The sequence below is a fragment of the Streptomyces amakusaensis genome (genome assembly GCF_039532665.1).
In the GTDB taxonomy this organism is placed as follows: domain Bacteria; phylum Actinomycetota; class Actinomycetes; order Streptomycetales; family Streptomycetaceae; genus Streptomyces; species Streptomyces amakusaensis.
Genome location: NZ_BAAASB010000031.1, coordinates 12,821 through 30,433, shown reverse-complemented (window position 1 = coordinate 30,433; position 17,613 = coordinate 12,821). Strand labels below are relative to the sequence as shown.

Annotated in this window: 11 protein-coding genes; 6 read left to right on the top strand and 5 right to left on the bottom strand. The window is 73.1% G+C overall.

Annotated elements, in window-relative coordinates:
- Positions 1-24 precede the first annotated feature (24 nt).
- On the top strand, positions 25-3,171 hold the full coding sequence (locus ABD371_RS33625) for a non-ribosomal peptide synthetase (protein WP_344485772.1): 3,147 nt from the start codon (positions 25-27) through the stop codon (positions 3,169-3,171).
- A 91-nt stretch (positions 3,172-3,262) separates the two neighbouring features.
- Positions 3,263-3,967 carry a thioesterase II family protein gene (locus ABD371_RS33620; RefSeq protein ID WP_344485769.1) on the top strand — a complete coding sequence of 235 codons (705 nt, stop codon included), beginning with the start codon at positions 3,263-3,265 and terminating at the stop codon, positions 3,965-3,967.
- Between the two features lie 45 nt (positions 3,968-4,012).
- On the opposite strand, the gene ABD371_RS33615 is transcribed toward ABD371_RS33620, so the two are convergent.
- The 4 genes from ABD371_RS33615 to speB all read right to left on the bottom strand — a co-directional run bounded on the left by ABD371_RS33615 (position 4,013) and on the right by speB (position 9,023).
- Entirely contained in the window at positions 4,013-5,587 is a 1,575-nt protein-coding gene (locus tag ABD371_RS33615; RefSeq protein WP_344485766.1) for an AMP-binding protein, read from the bottom strand.
- The gene (locus ABD371_RS33610; protein ID WP_344485763.1) at positions 5,587-6,606 is read right to left on the bottom strand and encodes an NAD-dependent epimerase/dehydratase family protein; all 1,020 of its coding nucleotides are present in this window, start codon (positions 6,604-6,606) and stop codon (positions 5,587-5,589) included. Before ABD371_RS33610 ends, ABD371_RS33615 begins: the two co-directional genes overlap by 1 nt.
- Positions 6,607-6,681: 75 nt before the next feature.
- Positions 6,682-7,869, bottom strand: coding sequence for a serine hydrolase domain-containing protein (locus tag ABD371_RS33605; protein WP_344485849.1), 1,188 nt, complete (start codon positions 7,867-7,869; stop codon positions 6,682-6,684).
- A gap of 143 nt (positions 7,870-8,012) precedes the next feature.
- Positions 8,013-9,023 (bottom strand): agmatinase, encoded by a 1,011-nt coding sequence (speB, locus tag ABD371_RS33600; protein WP_344485759.1) that lies wholly within the window; start codon positions 9,021-9,023, stop codon positions 8,013-8,015.
- Between the two features lie 465 nt (positions 9,024-9,488).
- Between speB and ABD371_RS33595 the strand changes: the two genes are divergently transcribed.
- From ABD371_RS33595 to ABD371_RS33580, 4 genes are all read left to right on the top strand, one after another.
- Positions 9,489-12,464 carry a helix-turn-helix transcriptional regulator gene (locus tag ABD371_RS33595; RefSeq protein WP_344485756.1) on the top strand — a complete coding sequence of 992 codons (2,976 nt, stop codon included), beginning with the start codon at positions 9,489-9,491 and terminating at the stop codon, positions 12,462-12,464.
- Entirely contained in the window at positions 12,445-13,380 is a 936-nt protein-coding gene (locus ABD371_RS33590; RefSeq protein ID WP_344485753.1) for a metallophosphoesterase family protein, read from the top strand. Before ABD371_RS33595 ends, ABD371_RS33590 begins: the two co-directional genes overlap by 20 nt.
- Positions 13,377-14,069, top strand: a complete 693-nt coding sequence (locus ABD371_RS33585; protein WP_344485750.1) for a 4'-phosphopantetheinyl transferase family protein — start codon at positions 13,377-13,379, stop codon at positions 14,067-14,069. The genes ABD371_RS33590 and ABD371_RS33585 overlap by 4 nt, the downstream gene beginning before the upstream one ends.
- Positions 14,070-14,391: 322 nt before the next feature.
- Complete coding sequence (locus ABD371_RS33580) at positions 14,392-16,056, top strand: flavin monoamine oxidase family protein (protein ID WP_344485747.1); 1,665 nt, start codon at positions 14,392-14,394, stop codon at positions 16,054-16,056.
- 66 nt (positions 16,057-16,122) lie between these two features.
- Here the strand turns inward: ABD371_RS33580 and ABD371_RS33575 are convergent, their stop codons facing one another.
- Entirely contained in the window at positions 16,123-17,526 is a 1,404-nt protein-coding gene (locus ABD371_RS33575) for a class I adenylate-forming enzyme family protein (RefSeq protein WP_344485744.1), read from the bottom strand.
- Between the last annotated feature and the right edge of the window lie 87 nt (positions 17,527-17,613).

The window sequence follows — 17,613 nt, the reverse complement described above, 5'->3', positions numbered from 1 at the left end:
AGGTGGACCGGAAAAGGATGCCGAATGCAGAAACCTGCGACCCCCGGGCAGCTGCGCTTCTTCGTACTCGACATGCAACAGCCCCGGCCCGCCATCGTGCACCGCCTGGCCGTCTCGGGCACGGTGGACGCCGAACGGCTGCTCACCGCCGTGCGCGCCGTGCTGCGCGCCCAGCCGGCGCTGCGGGTCTCCCTGCACATGGAACCCGAGGGACTCCTCCAGCGCGTCCACGAGGTGTCCGAGGTGCCGCTCACCGCGCACCCCCTGCCCGAGGACGAGGAGGAGGCGCGCCGGGCCGTCGACCGCCGGGCGGCGGCGCTCGGCGCTCCTTTCGACCACTCCGGCGCACCGCTGTGCCGGATCGCCGTCCTGCACCGCGCCGACCGGGCGCAGCTGCTCTTCGCCGTGCACCACGGCGTCTTCGACGACGGTTCCGCCCCGGCCCTGCTGTCCTCGCTGACCACCGCCCACGGGCTGGGTCCGGGCGCGCTCGCCGACGCCCGGCCGCCGGAGGGCGTCCCCTCCGCCGAACGCCTCGACACGCTGCGGCGGTTCTGGAAGGACACGCTCGCGGGAGCGCCGGAGGACTGCTCCCTGCCGCAGCTGACGCCCGGGGCCGGCCGCGACCGCGCGTCGGTCGCCGCACAGCTGCCCGCCGCCCTCGTGGACCGGATGCGCCGCCGCGCCGCCGAGACCGGGGCGAGCCCGTTCACCCAGGTGATGAGCGCCCTGGCCTGGGTGGCGGGATGGTACGGCCGCACCGACGACGTGGTCCTCGCCACGGTCAGCGGAGCCGAGCGGGACACCCTGGGCGTCTCGGTCGTCGGCTGTCTGCAGAACACCGTCCCGGTGCGCGTCGGCCTCGCCGGGGCCACCACACAGGATCTGCTCGACCGCACCCTGGAGGCGCTCTTCGACGCGGTGGAGCACGCGGAACTGCCGCTCGAGGACATTCTGACCGTGACCGGCGCGCCCCGGCACCCCGACCGCAAACCCCTCACCCAACTGCTCTGCACCCAGGGCGAGCTGTACACCGAGACCGTCGACGCCTCGGGTCTGCGGTGGCGGCTGGAACCGCCCGAGTCGGACCAGGTCGAGTACGACCTGAGCGTCACCCTGCTGCACGCCCCCGACGGCGGGGAGCGCCTGGTCGTCGCCCACCCCCGCGCGGCCATCGACGCCCGCACCGCGGAAGGCTTCCTGGAGCACCTCGTCGCCGCCCTCGAAGCGCTGGCCGACCCGGAAGCCCGGCCGCTGATCGCACACGACCTCCTCAGCGTCCGGGAACGCGCCGAACTCGCGGCGCTGACCGGCCCTCCGCTCCCCGCCGCCGGCGTACCGGTGCACCACCTCGTCCGGCGCCGGGCGGAGCGCTCCCCGGCGGCCCCCGCCGTGCGCGGCGGCGGCGAGGAGCTGGACCGCGCCACCGTGACCGGCCGCGCCCGGGGGCTGGCCGCGGCCCTCATCGAGGCGGGCGTGCGCCCGGGCGACCGGGTCGGCATCCATCTGGACCGCTCGCCGGACCTGGTCGTCGCGATCCTGGCCGCATGGTGGGCGGGCGCGGCCTATGTCCCGCTGGACCCCCACCATCCCGCCGAACGGCTGCGCTACGTCCTGCGGGACGCCGAGCCCGCCGCGCTGATCGCCGGGGCTCCCCTGCTGCCGGGACTGCCGACGCTGCCCCCGGACGCCTCCTCACCGGAACCGGCGAACTGGCCGGAAGTCGCCGCCGACGCCCCCGCGTACATCATGTACACCTCCGGATCCACCGGCCGCCCCAAGGGGGCCGTCGTCCGCCACGACAATCTGTGCGCCCTGTTCGCGGCCTTCGACGCCGAGCTGGACCGGGGCCCCACCGTCGTCCTGGCGGGCACCGGCGCGTCCTTCGACATCAGCCTCATCGAGCTGGTCTGGCCGCTGACCGCCGGCCGCGTCCTGCGTCTGACCAGCCATCGCACGGTGCTCCAGGACGTGCCGGACCCCGACGGCGCGTTCTACCAGTGCACCCCGTCCGCCGCCCGGCTGCTCACCGCCTCCCCCGGGGGCCGCGCCTTCCTCTCCCGGCTCGGCGGACTCCTGGTCGGGGGCGAGCCGCTCGCCGGCGACCTCGCCGACGACCTCGCCGGGCTCGTACCCGGTCCGGTCCTGAACGGCTACGGACCGACCGAGGCCACCGTGTACACCACGCTGTGGCGGGTGGTCCCCGGCGCGCCGGTGCACATCGGCCTGCCGCTGCCGGGCGTGCGCTGCCGGGTGGTGGACGCGGACGGCCGGGACCTGCCGCCGGGCTGCCCCGGCGAACTGCTGATCTCCGGCACCGGTGTGGGCGACGGCTACTGGCGGCGTCCGGAGCTGACCGCCGAGCGCTTCCCCGTGCCGCCCGGGGCCGACGGCCGCGCCGGGTACCGCAGCGGCGACGTGGTCTCCCTCACCCCCGGCACCGGCCTCGCCTTCCTGCACCGCGCCGACGAACAGGTCAAGATCCTCGGGCAGCGCGTCGAGACCGGGGAGATCGAGACCGCGCTGCGTCGGCGTCCCGGCGTCCGGGACGCCGCCGTCGCCCCGCTGCCGGACCACACCGGCGTCATCGCCTTCCTGGTGCTCGACGAGGACCACGGTGCGGGTCCGCTGCCCGCAGCGGTCGCGGCGGAGCTGCGGCGCGGGGCGGCGGACTGGCTCACCGGGGCCATGCTGCCCACCGCCTGGCACGGCGTGGCCGATCTGCCCCGCTCGCCCAACGGCAAGCTCGACCGGCGCGTCCTGGCCGGCTGGGCCGCCGCGAGCGCCGGGGCGGTGGACTCCGCGCCCTCCGCGCTGCCCGGGACGACGGCCGCCGCGGTCCTGGCCGTGTGGGAGCGGATCCTGGGCGAACCGGTCGCCGACACCGGAGCCACCTTCTTCGAACTCGGCGGCTCGTCCTCCGGGATACTGCGGATGCTGACCCTGCTGCGGTCCCGCCATCCCTCGCTGCACGCGGCCGACCTGTTCCGGCACACCACGGTGCGCGGACTGACCGGTTTCCTGGAGAGCCTCGACCTCGCCGGACCCCTTGCCGGTACGGAACCGGAACCGGGACCGGGCCAGTCATCGGCCGACGGTCCGGCCGCTGCGCGGCGCGGCGCACGCCGCGCCCGGGCGCTGGGCCACTGGGCCGGCCGGGCCCGCCGCTGACCTCCGCCGGCCTCCCGTCGGCTCCGGCCGCCGGGCCGGACCGACGCCCCGGACCCCCTCTCCCCTCCCCCGCGCTCCCCTGGAGTCCACGATGACGCTCGCCGTGATGTGTCTGCCCTACGCCGGAGGCGGGGCCGGAGTCTTCCGGCCCTGGCAGAACCAGCCCGGTCTGCCCTTCCGCATCGTCCCGGTCCAACTGCCGGGACGGGACGAATGGTTCGTCGACGAGCCCTGCGCCACCATGGCGGACGCCGCCCGCGTCTGCGCCGACCAGATCCGCGAGGCGGCGGGGGACGGCCCGTACGCCGTCTTCGGGCACAGCTTCGGCGCGCTGCTCGCCTACGAGACGGTCCGGTTGCTCGCCGCCGACGGAGCGCGGCCGCCCGAGCACCTGGTGGTCAGCGGGGCGGCGGCCCCCGGCGCGAGCCGCCCCCGGATGGACGGCGCGGCGCTCGACGACGACGCGTTCGTCGCCCGGCTGCGCGGCCTGGTGGGGTACGACCACGAGGCCTGGCACGAGCCGGAGCTGCGCGAGCTGCTGCTGCCCGCGCTCCGCGCCGACCTGGAGATCCAGGACGGCTACGTCCCCTCGCCCGGCGCTCCGCTGACCGTGCCGATGAGCATCCTGCGGGGCGCCGAGGACGAACTGGTGCGCCGTGAGGACGCGGCGCGCTGGGCGGAGCACACCGCGTCGGAAGCCGCCGTGGTGGAGGTGCCGGGCGGGCACATGTACTTCGCCCAGGACTGGCCGCTGCTCTGGAAGACCCTCGCCGTGCTGCTGGAGGGCCACCGGTGACAGGACCGCCGGCCCCGCGCCGGCCCGCCCGGAATCACCCCGGGATCACTCCCGGGCCTCGGTGAGCCGCTCCGCCAGTACCCGGCGGTCCAGCTTGCCGTTGTGATTCATCGGCAGCGGCTCGGTCCGGTGGGTGAACCGGTGCGGCACCATGTAGCGCGGCAGGCGTTCCAGGAGCACCTGTCGCAGCCGCGCGGCCGGGCGGGCGGTTCCCGTGTACACGGCCTCCAGCCGCGTCTGTCCGTCCTCGCCGCGCAGGGCCACGACCGCGACCTGGCCGATGTCGTCCTGCTCGCGCAGCACCGCCTCGATCTCGCCGATCTCCATCCGCTGGCCCATGATCTTGACCTGCTGGTCGAGCCGCCCCAGGTGCACCAGGACCCCGCCCTCCAGCACCTGGACCAGATCTCCGGTGCGGTACCAGTGCTTCTCGTCCGGGACATACCCTTCGCCGGTCTCCACGGGACGCCCCGAGGCGTCCAGGAACCGTCCCCGGTTGTCGCTCCCGTCGAGGTATCCGCCGAACCGCTGTACGCCGCGCAGCCGCAGCTCGCCGACGTCGGAGGGGTTGCCCTCCTCGTCCACGACCTGATGGTCGAGATGGGGGTAGACCGGACCGATGGGAAGGGTGCCGTTGACCGTGCGCGGCCAGTCCTCCACCCGGTCCGGCAGCCGGTACTGCGTCGAGAGGATGGTCAGCTCGGTCGGCCCGTACACATTCTCCACCACGCTCCGCGGCGCGGCCGTGCGCCAGGCCCTGGCCTGCTGCACCGTCAGCTGCTCGCCGCCGAACAGGCTCCAGCGCAGCGACGGCATCGAGCCGGGGGCGAGACCTCCGGTCAGATCGGCCATCGTGATCACGGACGGCACGGAGAACCAGTGGGTGATCGCCTCGCGGGACACGAACCGGGCCGGCTTGGGCAGTTCGCTCCGGGGCGGCACGACCAGGGTGGCCCCCGAGCCCCACGCGCCGAACAGTTCGAGGACGGACGCGTCGAAGGCCAGGCCGCTGTTCTGGGCCATCCGGCAGCCGGGCCCGAGCGCGTAGCGGTCGATGACGTACCGCAGGAAGGCGTCGATGCCGCGGTGGGTGACGGGCACGCCCTTGGGGGTGCCGGTGGATCCCGAGGTGAACAGCAGATACGCGATGTCCGCCGGGGGCGTCGGGACCCGGGGCGGCGCGTCCTTCGCCGCCCCGCCCCCGCGCAGCCGCGCCAGGAGGTCTTCGGACAGCAGCAGGACCGGCACATCCGGTCCCTCCGGCTCCGGGGCCCGGTCGGTCAGATACAGCTCCGGACCGGCGGCCCTCGCGATGGCGGCCAGCCGGACGGCGGGGAAGGAGTGGTTGAGCGGGACCACGGCCGCGCCCAGGCGCAGGGCCGCCAGGCACCCCGCGTACGTCAGCGGGCCGGAGGCGGTCGTCAGGCCCACCCGGCGCGGGGCACGGCCGCCGCGGGCGGCCAGGATCTCCGCCGCCAGGGCAGCGGACAGGGCGTCCAGTTCACGGTAGGTCAGCCGCTCGCCGCCGGTCTCCAGGGCGACGCGTTCGCCGTGCTCCCGTACCGACGCGGCGAACCAGTCGTACAGGGCGCGCGGCGCGCCGGGCCCTTCGCCGGTCATCAGCGGGCCGCCTTCGCCCGCCACGCGCCGAGGACCGCGCGCTCCTTCTCCGGGTCGATCCCGAGCACGATGTCGCCCTGCCGGTAGGGGGTCTCGGACGGGCCGCGTCCGCGCAGCCACTCCCAGGTGTCCGCGACCGTCTCGGCGAGCGGGCGGGCGCGCAGTCCGGCGGCGACGGCCCTGGCGGGGGAGGCCGCCCAGGCGCCCGCCATGGCGGGCTGCTCCAGTGCCCAGAGGGGCAGTTCGGTCCAGGGGCCCACGCCCTGGTCCGCGAGGAAGTCCTCCGGGACCCACACCGGTCGCGCCCCGGCTCCGGTCACCCGCGCGCACAGCTCCAGCAGTTCGCCGAGGGTCGTGGTGCCCTGGGGGCCGGTGACCAGGTAACGCCCGGCTTCGCCCGCCTCCAGCAGGTCGAGGCCGAACACCGCGATGTCCCGGGCGTCGATGAGCTGGACCGGCTGCCCGGCCCGGCCCGGCGCGAGGACCTCGCCGCCGCGGGCCATGCGCTCCAGCCACCACAGCAGCCGTCCGGGGGTCTCGCGGGGGCCCACGATCAGTCCGGGGTTGAGGATGAGGGCGTCGCCCGCGAAGTACTTCTCGACGGCCCGCTCGCATCCGGCCTTGAGCGCGTTGCCGGGCACTTCGTCGACGGCCGCGTCCGGCGGGCAGTCGAGGCGGTCCGAGCTTTCGTCGATGGGCCCTGCGGGCCAGTCCGCGTAGATGTGGAAGGACGATACGAACAGATATGTTCCGGCCCGGCCGCTGAGGGCCCGGGCCGATTGTCCGACGGTACGGGGGTGGAAACCGCTGGTGTCGATCACCGCGTCCCACGGCCCGGCGGCGGCGAGGGCCTCCAGATCGTCGGCGCTCTCCCGGTCGCCCCGGAGATTCTCCGCCCCTTCGACATCGGGTCCGGATTTCCCCCGGTTGAATAAGGATAAGGAATGGCCTCGGGCGATTGCCTCCTGCACGAAGGCCCGTCCCAGGAACACCGAGCCGCCGATGATGAGAATCTTCATCACACCATGATCGGGTAACTCCCTTCGCTTGACAAGGAATTGGGTTTCCTCGCCGAGCGCCCCGGCCGCCGGCGGTCAGCCGGAGGGGGTGGCGGACGAGGGCTCCGGGACCGGGAGGTTGAAGACGTGGTCGGGGGTGACGATTTCGGTGATGGCCCGGCCGAAGAGTGTGCTGGGTTCGGTCCCGTCGTGGAGGATGTCGGTGTTGAGGAGGACGACGAGTGTCGCCCCGGGCTCGGGCAGATGGATGACCAGGCACTCGTAGCCGGGCAGTGAGCCGTTGTGGCCGATCCAGCCCTGGACGTTGAAGATGCCGAGGCCGTATCCCGTTCCGGGGATGGCGGTGGGGCCGGTCTTGAGGCGCTCGGCCTGGGTCTCGGGGGTCAGCAGGGTGCCGGTGGCCACGGTCTTCGCCCAGCTGCGCAGATCGGGGAGGTCGGAGATCATCGCGCCGGCGGCCCAGCCCCAGGAGGGGTCCCAGTCCGTGGCGTCCTCGATCTCGCCGTTGGCGGTCTGGTCGGTGTAGCCGTGGGCGTGCGGGCTGGGGAACTCCGCGCCGGTGGGGAAGAGGGTGCGGGAGAGCCCGGCGGGCTCCAGGACGTTCTGCTGGATGAATTCGCCGAGCGGCAGTCCGCCGGCCTTCTCGATGACGAGGCCGAGCAGGATGAGGTTGGTGTTGGAGTAGTCGAACTTCTCGCCCGGCTGGAACTGGATCGGGTGCTTGAAGGAGTAGTCGAGCAACTCTTCGGGGGTGAAGGGCCGTTCGGGATCCGAGGTCAGGGCCTTGAAGAAAGCGTCGTCCTCGGAGTAGTTGAACAGTCCGCTCCGCATGCCGGCGAGGTCGCGCAGGGTGATCCGGTCCCCGTTGGGGACGCCCAGGACATAGTCGCCGATCGGGTCGTCGAGGCCGACTTCGCCCTGGTCGACCAGTTCGAGCAGGGCGGTGACGGTGAAGGTCTTGGTCTCGCTGCCGATCCGCATGTTCAGATCGGTCTCCATGGGCGCGTCGTCGGTCTTGTCGGCGACGCCGAAGGCCTGTACGTACTCCCCCTTGCCGGGGGCCGACAGTCCGACGATCACCCCGGGGACCCCGGTCTCGGTCATCACTCCCCGGATCGCCTCGTCCAGGCGGGCGGCGACGGCCGGGCCGAGTTCGGGAAAGCCGGAGTCGGCGTCGGAGGCGGACGGTGACTGTGCGGAGCGGACCGGCTCCGGGGCGGGTACGGCGTACGCGCCCCCGGCGGAGACCGGCGCGACCAGCATCCCGGCGGTCGCCAGGGCCACGCACGCTCTGCGCCAGCGCTTCTGCGAGCATCCCACGGCAGGCCTCCCGCCCTTCGAGGACGACACTTCCACCTCAGGCTAGGCCGGGCCGGGGCCCTTCGCACCGCGACCCGGCCCGGGGGTCAGCCCGTGCCGCCCCAGCGGGCGGGGGCCATCTGCTTGGACATGATGGTGATCAGTTCGTAGGCCGCGTGGGACGCGGCGACGGAGGTGATGTCCGCGTGGTCGTACGCGGGGGCCACCTCGACGATGTCGGCGGAGACGAGCCGGCAGTCGGCGAGTCCGCGCACGATCTCCAGGAGTTCGCGGGAGGTGAGGCCGCCGGCCTCGGGGGTGCCGGTGCCGGGGGCGTGCGCCGGGTCCAGGACATCGATGTCAATGGAGATGTACAGGGGGCGCTTGCCGATGCGCTCCTTCAGCTGCTCGATCACCTCGTCCACTCCGCGCCGCATCACATCGGCGGAAGTGACGATGCCGAAGCCGAGTTTGGCGTCGTCGTCGAGGTCCTGCTTCCCGTAGATCGGGCCCCGGGTGCCCACGTGGGAGAGCGCGGAGGTGTCGAGGATCCCCTCCTCCACGGCCCGGCGGAAGGGCATGCCGTGGGTGTACTGCTGCCCGAAGTAGTTGTCCCAGGTGTCCAGGTGGGCGTCGAAGTGCAGAACGGCGACCGGACCGTGCTTGCGGGCGACGGCGCGCAGCATCGGCAGCGCGATGGTGTGGTCGCCGCCCAGCGTCATCAGACGGGCCCCGCCGGAGAGGAGTTCGTCGGCGCCGGCCTCGATGGTCTCCATGGCGTCGTTGAGGTCGAAGGGGTTGGCGCTGATGTCCCCGGCGTCGGCGACCTGGCTGTAGTGGAAGGGGTAGACGTCCTGGGCCGGGTTGTAGGGCCGCAGGGTGCGAGAGGCCTCCCGGATGGCGTTTCCGCCGAAGCGGGCGCCGGGGCGGTAGGTCACACCGCTGTCGAACGGGACGCCGACGACGGCGATGTCGGCCTTCTCCACCTGGTCGAGTCTCGGCACCCGGCCGAAGGTCGCGGGTCCCGCGAAGTGGAGCGTCCGGTCGGTTTCCGTCGGCGGCAGGGGTGGCGCCACCGACGTGGGATGAACGGTCACGATGAGATCAGTGCCTTCCATGGGATACAGCGGCCCGGTTCAACACACCGGGCGGTGTCGGCGTGGGGCGTCGAGACGCGGGCACCCTTCTCGGTCCATGCGCCGTCAATGCCCGTACCCGGCCATTGAAACGAGCGGCGGAATGGGGTTTCCACCGCCACCAACCCCTAGCCTTCGCCTAACCACCCCTAAGAGGAGCGCTCCGTTCCGAGGCTTGTTCGGCTCTTTTGTCCCCGAATCACATAGGTGCGTCCTGTAACGACAGGAACACATTGAGTCCCCGGGTCGTTGATACAGTTCGAATCGATCCGCCGATCGGGAAGGGCCGGGGAGTCATTCACCCGGAGCGAGCGCGCCGCTGTCCGCACGCCCTGGGTGTCGACAGTCCTCCCCGGATGGGCGGGCACGGGGAGAGCGGTCGCATCGGTGTGGAATTCCCAACCGGCTGTGCGCCATTTCATATCGCATTGGGGGAGCTTGGCAAGCATGTTGGTCGAACGGGACGAACAGATCGGGAAATTGACCTCCTTCCTGTCCGGCGACCCATCCGGCGGGGCCCTGGGCGGCCGGGCCTCCGGGGCCGGCCGGATCGCGGTCATCAGCGGACCGGTGGCCTCGGGCAAGACCGCACTCCTCCAATGCGCGCTGGAGCACCCGGAGCGGCCGGGGGCCGACCGGACCGGGCCGGGGCCGCTCAGCGCCCTCGCCTCACCGGCGGAGCGATCCATACCGTTCGGCGTGGTGGAGCAGCTGCTGCGCGATGTGCCGGAGCCCGGGCACTCCCCCGCCCCCGCTCTCGCGCCGCGCCCCGATCCGGCGGCGCACCGGGCGGGGCCGGTGACCGACGAGATCCTGCGGTCCTTCCACGCGCGCCTCGCCGGGCTCCGGGCCCGGGGCCCGCTCCTGATCACCGTCGACGACGCGCAGTACGCCGACCCGGAGTCCCTGGAGTGTCTCGCGTACGCGCTGCGGCGGGCCCCGGCGCGGGGGGCCGGGGCCCTGTCGCTGGTGGTGACGCGCGGCCCCGACCCGGACGGCGGGGCCCCCGCCGTCCTGGACGAACTGCCGCACCGACTGCGGGGGTTACATCTTCGACTGGGCATGCTGAGCGTCGAGGGCGTGGCCCTGCTGCTCGCCGGCCGGCCCGAGACCGGCACCGGCACCGGCACCGGCACCGGCACCGAGACAGGGTCCGGTGCCGGGCCCGAGGAGCGGCCCCTGACGGCCGAGTCGCTGTACGCGGCGACCGGCGGCAACCCCCTGCTCGTCCGGGCCGTCCTGGCGGACCGGCACGCCGGGCGGACACCGGCGGGCGAGGCGGAGGCGGGCCCGCGCCCGGCCGCCGAGCGGATGGACGCCGCCGACCGGGCGGCCCCCCACGCGGGTGAGCGCTTTCTGCGCAGCGCGCTGATCTGCGTCCACCGCGCCGACGCCGAGGGTCTGCGGGTCGCGCAGGGCATCGCCCTGCTCGGCGGCGCGGGATCCCTGTCGCTGCTCGCCCGGCTGGTGGGGACCGAGGAGCGGACGGCGGCGCGCGTGGTGACCGCGCTCGGCGAGGCGGGCGTCCTGGACGGCCCCCGTTTCCGGCACGCCGGTGTGCGGGCCGCCGTGGCCGAGAGCCTCCCCGAGGAGGAGGCGGTCCGGCTCCGGCGGCGGGCGGCCCGGCTGTTGCACGAGGACGGGGCGGCCCCGCTGAGGGTCGCCGTCCAGCTGCTCAGCCATGAGGAGGCGGCCCCTCACGAGCCGTGGGTCCCCCGGGTGCTGAGCGAGGCCGCCCACGCGGCGCTCGCCACCCGGCGGATGGTGTTCGCGGTCCGCTGTCTGCGGATGGCCGAGAGCCGCTGCGCCGACGAGGCGGAGCGGATGCGGACCCGGGCCACCCTCGCCAGATTCCTCTGGCGGGTGAAACCCTCCGCGTGGGCCCAGCAGCTGCGGTCGCTGACCGGGGCCGTGCGAGCGGGCCTGCTGCCGCCCGCAGACACTCTGCGGCTCGTCTCCGATCTGCTGTGGAACGGCTGGGTGGACGACGCGGCGGAGGCGACCCGCCAGCTCCTCGGCGTACTGCCGGACTCCCCCGACGCGGCGGTCGCCGTGGAGCTGCGGCGGCTGTGGCTGATTCTGTCGAGCACCTATCCGGGGACGCTGGAGCGGATCGGGGATCTGCCCGCCCTCGCGAGCCGTGGCCCCGAGCGCCCGCCGGGGACGGCGGCCACGGTGTCCGAGGAGACCCGGCTGACCGGGACCGAGGCGCTGCACGGGGTGCTGGCCGCGGTCCCCGACGGCGGTGCGCGGGGTTCGGCCGACGCCGAGTTCGCCGACAGCGCCGAACGGCTGCTGGCCGGCACCCGGGTGCGGTGCGAGACCGTCGTCGGGATGTGGGCGGGGCTGGTGGCGCTCATGTACGCGGACCAGCTGGACCGGGCGACCCGCTGGGCGGACCAGCTGGTCGCGGAGGCGGCGGACCACGGGGCCCCGGGCTGGTCGGCGGTGCTGCGGGCGGTGCGCGCGCACATGTCCCTGCGCCGGGGCTGTCTCACGGAGGCCCGGACGCTGGCCGAGGAGGCGCTGGAGCAGCTGCCGCCGCACGGCTGGGGGGTGTGCATCGGGATGCCGCTGTCCGCCCTCATCGAGACCCGGACCGCGATGGGCGACCACGAGACGGCGGCGGAGCTGGTGGACCGGCCGGTGCCCGAGGCCATGTTCATGACGCGGTACGGGCTGCACTATCTGTACGCGCGCGGCCGTCACCAGCTGGCCGTCGACCGGCATCACGCGGCGCTCACCGACTTCATGAACTGCGGCGAGCTGATGCGGCGCTGGAACCTGGACCGCTCGGGGCTGGCCCCCTGGCGGCTCGGCGTCGCGGAGGCCTGGCTGGCGCTGGGCGACCGCCCCTCGGCGGAACGATTCGCCAGGGAGCAGCTCGCCGGGGACGCCGGAGGGCGGGTGCGGGGGCTGGCGCTGCGGGTGCTCGCGGCGGCCCGCCCGCCCGCCGAGCGTCCGGACCTGCTCGGCGAGGCGGTCTCACTGCTCCAGGAGGCCGGCGACTGGCACGGACTGGCGCTGGCGCTCACCGATCTCGGCGAGGTCTGCCAGGAGCTGGGGGAGACGGCGCAGAGCAAGCTGCACACCCGCAGGGCGTGGCGGATCGCCGAGGGCTGCGGCGCGAAGGAGCTGTGCCGGCCCCGGTCTTCGGCCCCGGCGCCCCACGACTCCCCCGCCGCTCCGCCGCGTACCGCCGCGCGGACGCACTCGGGGACCACCTCCTCGCTGACCGAGGCGGAGCGCAAGGTGGCGGCCCTGGCCGCGCACGGCTACACCAACCGGGAGATCAGTGCCAGGCTCTTCATCACGATCAGTACCGTGGAACAGCATCTGACCCGCGTCTACCGGAAGATCAACATTAGTCATCGCCAGGATCTGCCCGTCAGTTTGGATACCGATGTCGCACACACCGCCTGACCCCGCCGCCCCGGCCACGCCCACCTCGCCCCCGGAAGCCGGACCCCGGCTGCTGGCCGTGAGCGATCTGCATGTCGGCATGCCCGACAACCGGCCCATCACCGAGTCGCTGCGCCCCTCCCACCCCGACGACTGGCTGATCGTGGCCGGCGACGTCGGCGAGATGACCGAGGACATCGAGTGGGCGCTGACCCTGCTGGCCTCGCGGTTCGCGAAGGTGATCTGGGTCCCGGGCAACCATGAGCTGTGGACCCCCCGCGAGGACGCGGTGCAACTGCGCGGCGAGGAGCGCTACCGGCATCTGGTGGAGCTGTGCCGACGGTTGGGCGTGCTCACCCCGGAGGATCCCTGGCCGGTGTGGCAGGGACCCGGCGGGCCGGTCGCGGTGGCCCCCCTCTTCCTGCTGTACGACTACACGTTCCGGGTGGCGGGCACGGCCACCAAGGAGGAGTCGCTGGCCCGGGCGCACGAGGCGGGCGTGGTCTGCACGGACGAGTTTCTGCTGCACCCCGATCCGCATCCGACCCGCGACGACTGGTGCCGGGCCCGGGTGGCCCTGACCCGGCGGCGGCTGGTGGAGCACGACCCGGCCGTGCCGCTGGTGCTGATCAACCACTGGCCGCTGGTGCGGGAACCCACCGATGTGCTGTGGCACCCGGAGTTCGCCCAGTGGTGCGGCACGGTGCTGACCGCCGACTGGCACCGAAGATTCACCACGGCCGCCGTGGTGTACGGACATCTCCACATCCCGAGGACCACCTGGTACGACGGGGTGCGGTTCGAGGAGGTGTCGATCGGCTACCCCCGCGAGTGGCGCAAGCGCGGGCATCCCCGGGGCCTGCTGCGGCAGATACTCCCGTACACCCCGGAGCAGGAGAGCGGCGTCGGGACCGGACCACTGGGAGGACAGTCGTGATAGAGGTGCTGCTGCCCGAGGGGGCGGTCGCGAGCGAGGCCTTCGGGCCGGACGGCTCCGGGACGCTCTACCCGGAGGAGGCGGCGCTGATCGCCCGGGCCGTGGAGATCCGCCGCGAGGAGTTCACCACCGTACGGGCGTGTGCCCGGCGGGCGATGGCGGCGCTGGGGCTGCCGCCCGTCCCCGTGCTGCCGGGTAAGCGTAACGCGCCCCAGTGGCCGGCCGGGGTCGTCGGCAGCATGACGCACTGCGCGGGGTACCGGGCCGCCGTGCTCGCGCGCGACTCGGATCTGGCGATGATCGGCATCGACGCCGAGCCCGACCGGCCGCTGCCCGAGGGGGTCCTGGAGTCGATCGCACTGCCGAGCGAGCTGGCCTGGGCGCGTTCCGGCGCGGGTGCGCGGGTGTGCCGGGACCGGCTGCTGTTCAGTGCGAAGGAGGCGGTGTACAAGACGTGGTATCCGCTGCTGGGCACCGAGCTGGACTTCGGCGAGGCCCGGCTCTCCTTTCTTGAGGAGAGCCGGGGGAAGAACGACGCCGGCGGCTTCTCGCACGGCTCCTTCACCGCGCGCATTCTCCGTCCCGAGCGCGGTCCCGACGGACGGATGGTGGATGAATTCGCCGGCCGCTGGCTCTCCGACCGGGGCATCATCGTCACAGTGATCACGCTGCCGCCCATCGGGGCGTGACGCCGGGGGGCGTATCTGATGGATCGGGCTGGATCAGTGAGCGGGGTCTGGTGCCGTGGATCTCCCCCGCGGCCTCCGGCGTGGGGGTACTCCCCGGGCCGAAGGCCCAGGGGGAGCGCGGTGCCGGGGCACGCGCGCTCAGCAAGATCCATCAGACACGCCCTAGGGCCGTTCGGACACTGGCCGTTACCAGGGTGACTAGGGGTTGTTCGGGCAAGTGCCCCTGAATAGCGTGGAATTACCGGCAGAACTGTGATTTCCGGCTCCGCGCGGAATGTCTCCGGTTCCCTGGAAACAATGCCGAACGGCCCGAGAGGTATTCATGCTGACGTCAGCCGGCCCGGACCCCATCACCATGCTCGTGCCGGACTTCCCGTTCTCGTACGACGGCTGGCTGCGCCACCCCGCCGGTCTCGGCGTCCTTCCGCCGGAGCGCGCCGGAACGCCGGTGGCGGTGGTCGGCGGCGGGATGGCGGGGATGACCGCCGCCCATGAGCTGATGCGGCTGGGGCTGCGTCCGGTCGTCTACGAGGCGGAGCAGCTGGGCGGGCGGATGCGCTCGGTGCCTTTTCCCGGCCGGCCGGAGTGCGTGGCGGAGATGGGGGCGATGCGTTTCCCGGTCTCCGCCCGCTCGCTGTTCCACTACATCGAGCTGCTGGGCCTCGCGACGAGCCCCTTCCCCAACCCGCTGGCCCCGAGCACCCCGAGCACGCTGATCGATCTGGGCGGCGAGCGGCACACGGCCCGGACGGCGGGGGAGCTGCCGGACGTCTATCAGGAGGTGGCCGTCGCCTGGGAGAAGGCACTGCGGGAGCGGGCCGAGCTGGCCACCGTGCGGGACGCCATCCAGCGGCGGGACGTCGAGACGCTGAAACTCGTCTGGAACCGGCTGGTCCGGGAGTTCGACGACCAGTCCTTCTACGGGTTCCTGGCGACCAGCTCGTCCTTCCAGTCCTTCCGGCACCGGGAGATCTTCGGTCAGGTGGGATTCGGCGCGGGCGGCTGGGACACCGACTTCCCCAACTCGCTGCTGGAGATTCTGCGGGTGGTCTACACGGAGGCGGACGACAACCATGTGGCCATCGCCGGCGGCTCGCAGCGGCTGCCGCGCGGGCTGTGGGAGCACCGGGCCGAGAGCTGCGCGCACTGGCCGGCGGGCACCTCGCTCTCCTCCCTGCACAGCGGTTCGCCCCGGCCCCGGGTGCGGGGGGTCGCCCGGGACGGCGAGGGCTTCGTCGTCACCGACGCCGAGGGGCGGCGGGACCGGTTCGCCTCGGTGGTCTACACCCCGCATGTGTGGACGCTGCTGAACCGGGTGGAGTGCGATCCCTCGCTGCTGTCCGCGCCGCTGTGGACGGCGGTGGAGCGCACTCACTACATGGGGGCGTCCAAGCTGTTCGTCCTCGCCGACCGGCCGTTCTGGCTGGACCCGGATCCGCGCACCGGCCGTCCGGTGATGAGTATGACCCTCACGGACCGGATGCCCCGGGGGGTGTATCTCTTCGACGACGGGCCGGACCGGCCCGGGGTGATGTGTCTGTCGTACACCTGGAACGACGACTCGGCGAAGATGGCGACGCTGAGCGCGGCCGAGCGGCTGGGGGTGCTGCTGGAGAAGCTGGCGGCGATCTATCCGGGGGTGGACATCCGCTCGCACGTGGTGGGTGAGCCGCTCACCATCACCTGGGAGAACGAGCCGCACTTCATGGGCGCGTTCAAGTCCAATCTGCCGGGGCAGTACCGCTATCAGCGGCGGCTGTTCACCCAGTTCATGCAGCGCGGGCTGCCCGGGGCCGAGCGCGGTTTCTTCCTCTGCGGCGACGATGTGTCGTGGACGGCGGGGTTCGCGGAGGGCGCGGTGACGACGGCGCTGAACGCGGTGTGGGGGGTGCTGGACCAGCTGGGCGGGGCGACGCATCCGGACAATCCGGGTCCCGGGGATCTCTTCGACGCGCTGGCTCCGGTCGAGTTGCCCTACGACGCCTGACCGGTTAAGCCTGCGGCGCTTCCGCCCGGGTCGGGCGGGAGCGCCGTCGGCGTACCGGGGCGGGAGCTACTCGGCGGCCATCCGGGCCAGCTGCTTCTTGTCCGGCTTGCCGTTCCGGTTGAGCGGGAAGTTCTCCAGGACGACGACCCGGTTGGGCTGCTCGTAGGCGGGCAGCAGCGCGCACAGCCGCTCGCGCCAGTGGGCGGCGTCGCGCTGTTCCTCGTCCTCGACGAAGAAGACCAGCTGGGAACCGCGCAGCTGGTCGGGGACGGGCACGATCCGGGTGGGGCAGCCGGCCGCCGCCGCCTTCCGCTCGATGAGTTCGGGGTAGAGCGTGTAGCCCATGCGGTGGACGGCGAACTTCCGCCCCAGGACATGGAGGTTGCCCCCCTGATCGAGGTGGCCGAGGTCGCCGGTGAGCTGCGGCCCGCCGGGGGTGGGCACGACGGAGCCGTCCTCGGCCATCTGGCCCTCCAGCTGGTCGGGGGTGTCGACCTCGATCTCGCCGGTCACTCCGGCGGGCAGCTCGTGGCCGTCCTCGTCGACGATCCGGATCCGGATGCCCTCCATGGCACGGCCGCAGGAGACGGGGTTCTCCAGGGTGGCGAAGGCGACATTGCCCAGCTCGGTGGAGCCGTAGCTGTCCAGCAGCGGCAGGCCGAACTCCTGGACGTAGCTCTCCACCAGCGGTCCGTCCAGCGGCGCCGCGCCGACGCAGAACATCCGGACGCCGGTGAGATGGGCGCGCAGGGCGCGCTTCCTGCTCGCCAGGCTGAGGATGCTGCGGTAGCTGGAGGGGGTGGCGTCCAGGACGGTGGCCCCGCAGTCGCGGGCCATCCGCAGCGCCCGGTCGAGCCGCCGGTAGGGGGCGATCACCAGGGAGCAGCGGGTGAGCCAGGCGATGAGCACCATCGACAGGCCGTACTGATGGGCGAAGGGGAGCAGCGGCATCAGGACGTCGTCGGGCCGGTGGCCGACCTGGTCGGCGTTGCGGCGCAGATTGCGCAGGAACTTGGCGCCGGACTTCACCACGCCCTTGGGGGATCCGGTGGAGCCCGATGTCCACATGATGAGGCCGTCGGGCAGCTCGCCCCAGTCCTCGAAGGACAGGTCGCCCTCCGGGGCCGGGCGGCCGGCGGCGGCGACCATCAGTTCGTACAGATGGGTGGGATCGGCCGCTTCGTCGACGGGGGTCTCGTCGTCGACGAAGGTGGCTTTGACTCCGGTGCGCAGCGCGATGCGGCGGGTCTCCTCCGTGGTCTCCTGCTGGTCGACGAGGACGATGGAGGCCCCCGCGTGCATCAGGGCGTACAGGACGCAGACGTACGCCGCCGAGTTGCCCGCTTTGAGCATGACCCGGTCGCCGGGGTTGACGCCGCGTTCGCGGAGCACTTCGGCGATACGGAGGGCGTCCTTCTCGAATTCGTCGACGGGCCGTACCGAGTCGGCTGCAAAGATCTTCGCGGTCATCGGTCGCACTCTGTCCTTCCTCTGGGCCGAACGTGGCCGGAGCCGGTGTGGCCGCGCCGTGCGATGCGGTGCGGGCGGTGTGTCCGG

What these genes read in the sequence shown, in the direction of transcription:
- ABD371_RS33625 (WP_344485772.1), top strand. Translation starts at nt 25, where the DNA reads ATGCAGAAACCTGCGACCCCCGGGCAGCTGCGCTTCTTCGTACTCGAC.
- ABD371_RS33620 (WP_344485769.1), top strand. Translation starts at nt 3,263, where the DNA reads ATGACGCTCGCCGTGATGTGTCTGCCCTACGCCGGAGGCGGGGCCGGA.
- ABD371_RS33615 (WP_344485766.1), bottom strand. Translation starts at nt 5,587, where the DNA reads ATGACCGGCGAAGGGCCCGGCGCGCCGCGCGCCCTGTACGACTGGTTC.
- ABD371_RS33610 (WP_344485763.1), bottom strand. Translation starts at nt 6,606, where the DNA reads ATGAAGATTCTCATCATCGGCGGCTCGGTGTTCCTGGGACGGGCCTTC.
- ABD371_RS33605 (WP_344485849.1), bottom strand. Translation starts at nt 7,869, where the DNA reads ATGCTGGTCGCGCCGGTCTCCGCCGGGGGCGCGTACGCCGTACCCGCC.
- speB (WP_344485759.1), bottom strand. Translation starts at nt 9,023, where the DNA reads ATGGAAGGCACTGATCTCATCGTGACCGTTCATCCCACGTCGGTGGCG.
- ABD371_RS33595 (WP_344485756.1), top strand. Translation starts at nt 9,489, where the DNA reads ATGTTGGTCGAACGGGACGAACAGATCGGGAAATTGACCTCCTTCCTG.
- ABD371_RS33590 (WP_344485753.1), top strand. Translation starts at nt 12,445, where the DNA reads ATGTCGCACACACCGCCTGACCCCGCCGCCCCGGCCACGCCCACCTCG.
- ABD371_RS33580 (WP_344485747.1), top strand. Translation starts at nt 14,392, where the DNA reads ATGCTGACGTCAGCCGGCCCGGACCCCATCACCATGCTCGTGCCGGAC.
- ABD371_RS33575 (WP_344485744.1), bottom strand. Translation starts at nt 17,526, where the DNA reads ATGACCGCGAAGATCTTTGCAGCCGACTCGGTACGGCCCGTCGACGAA.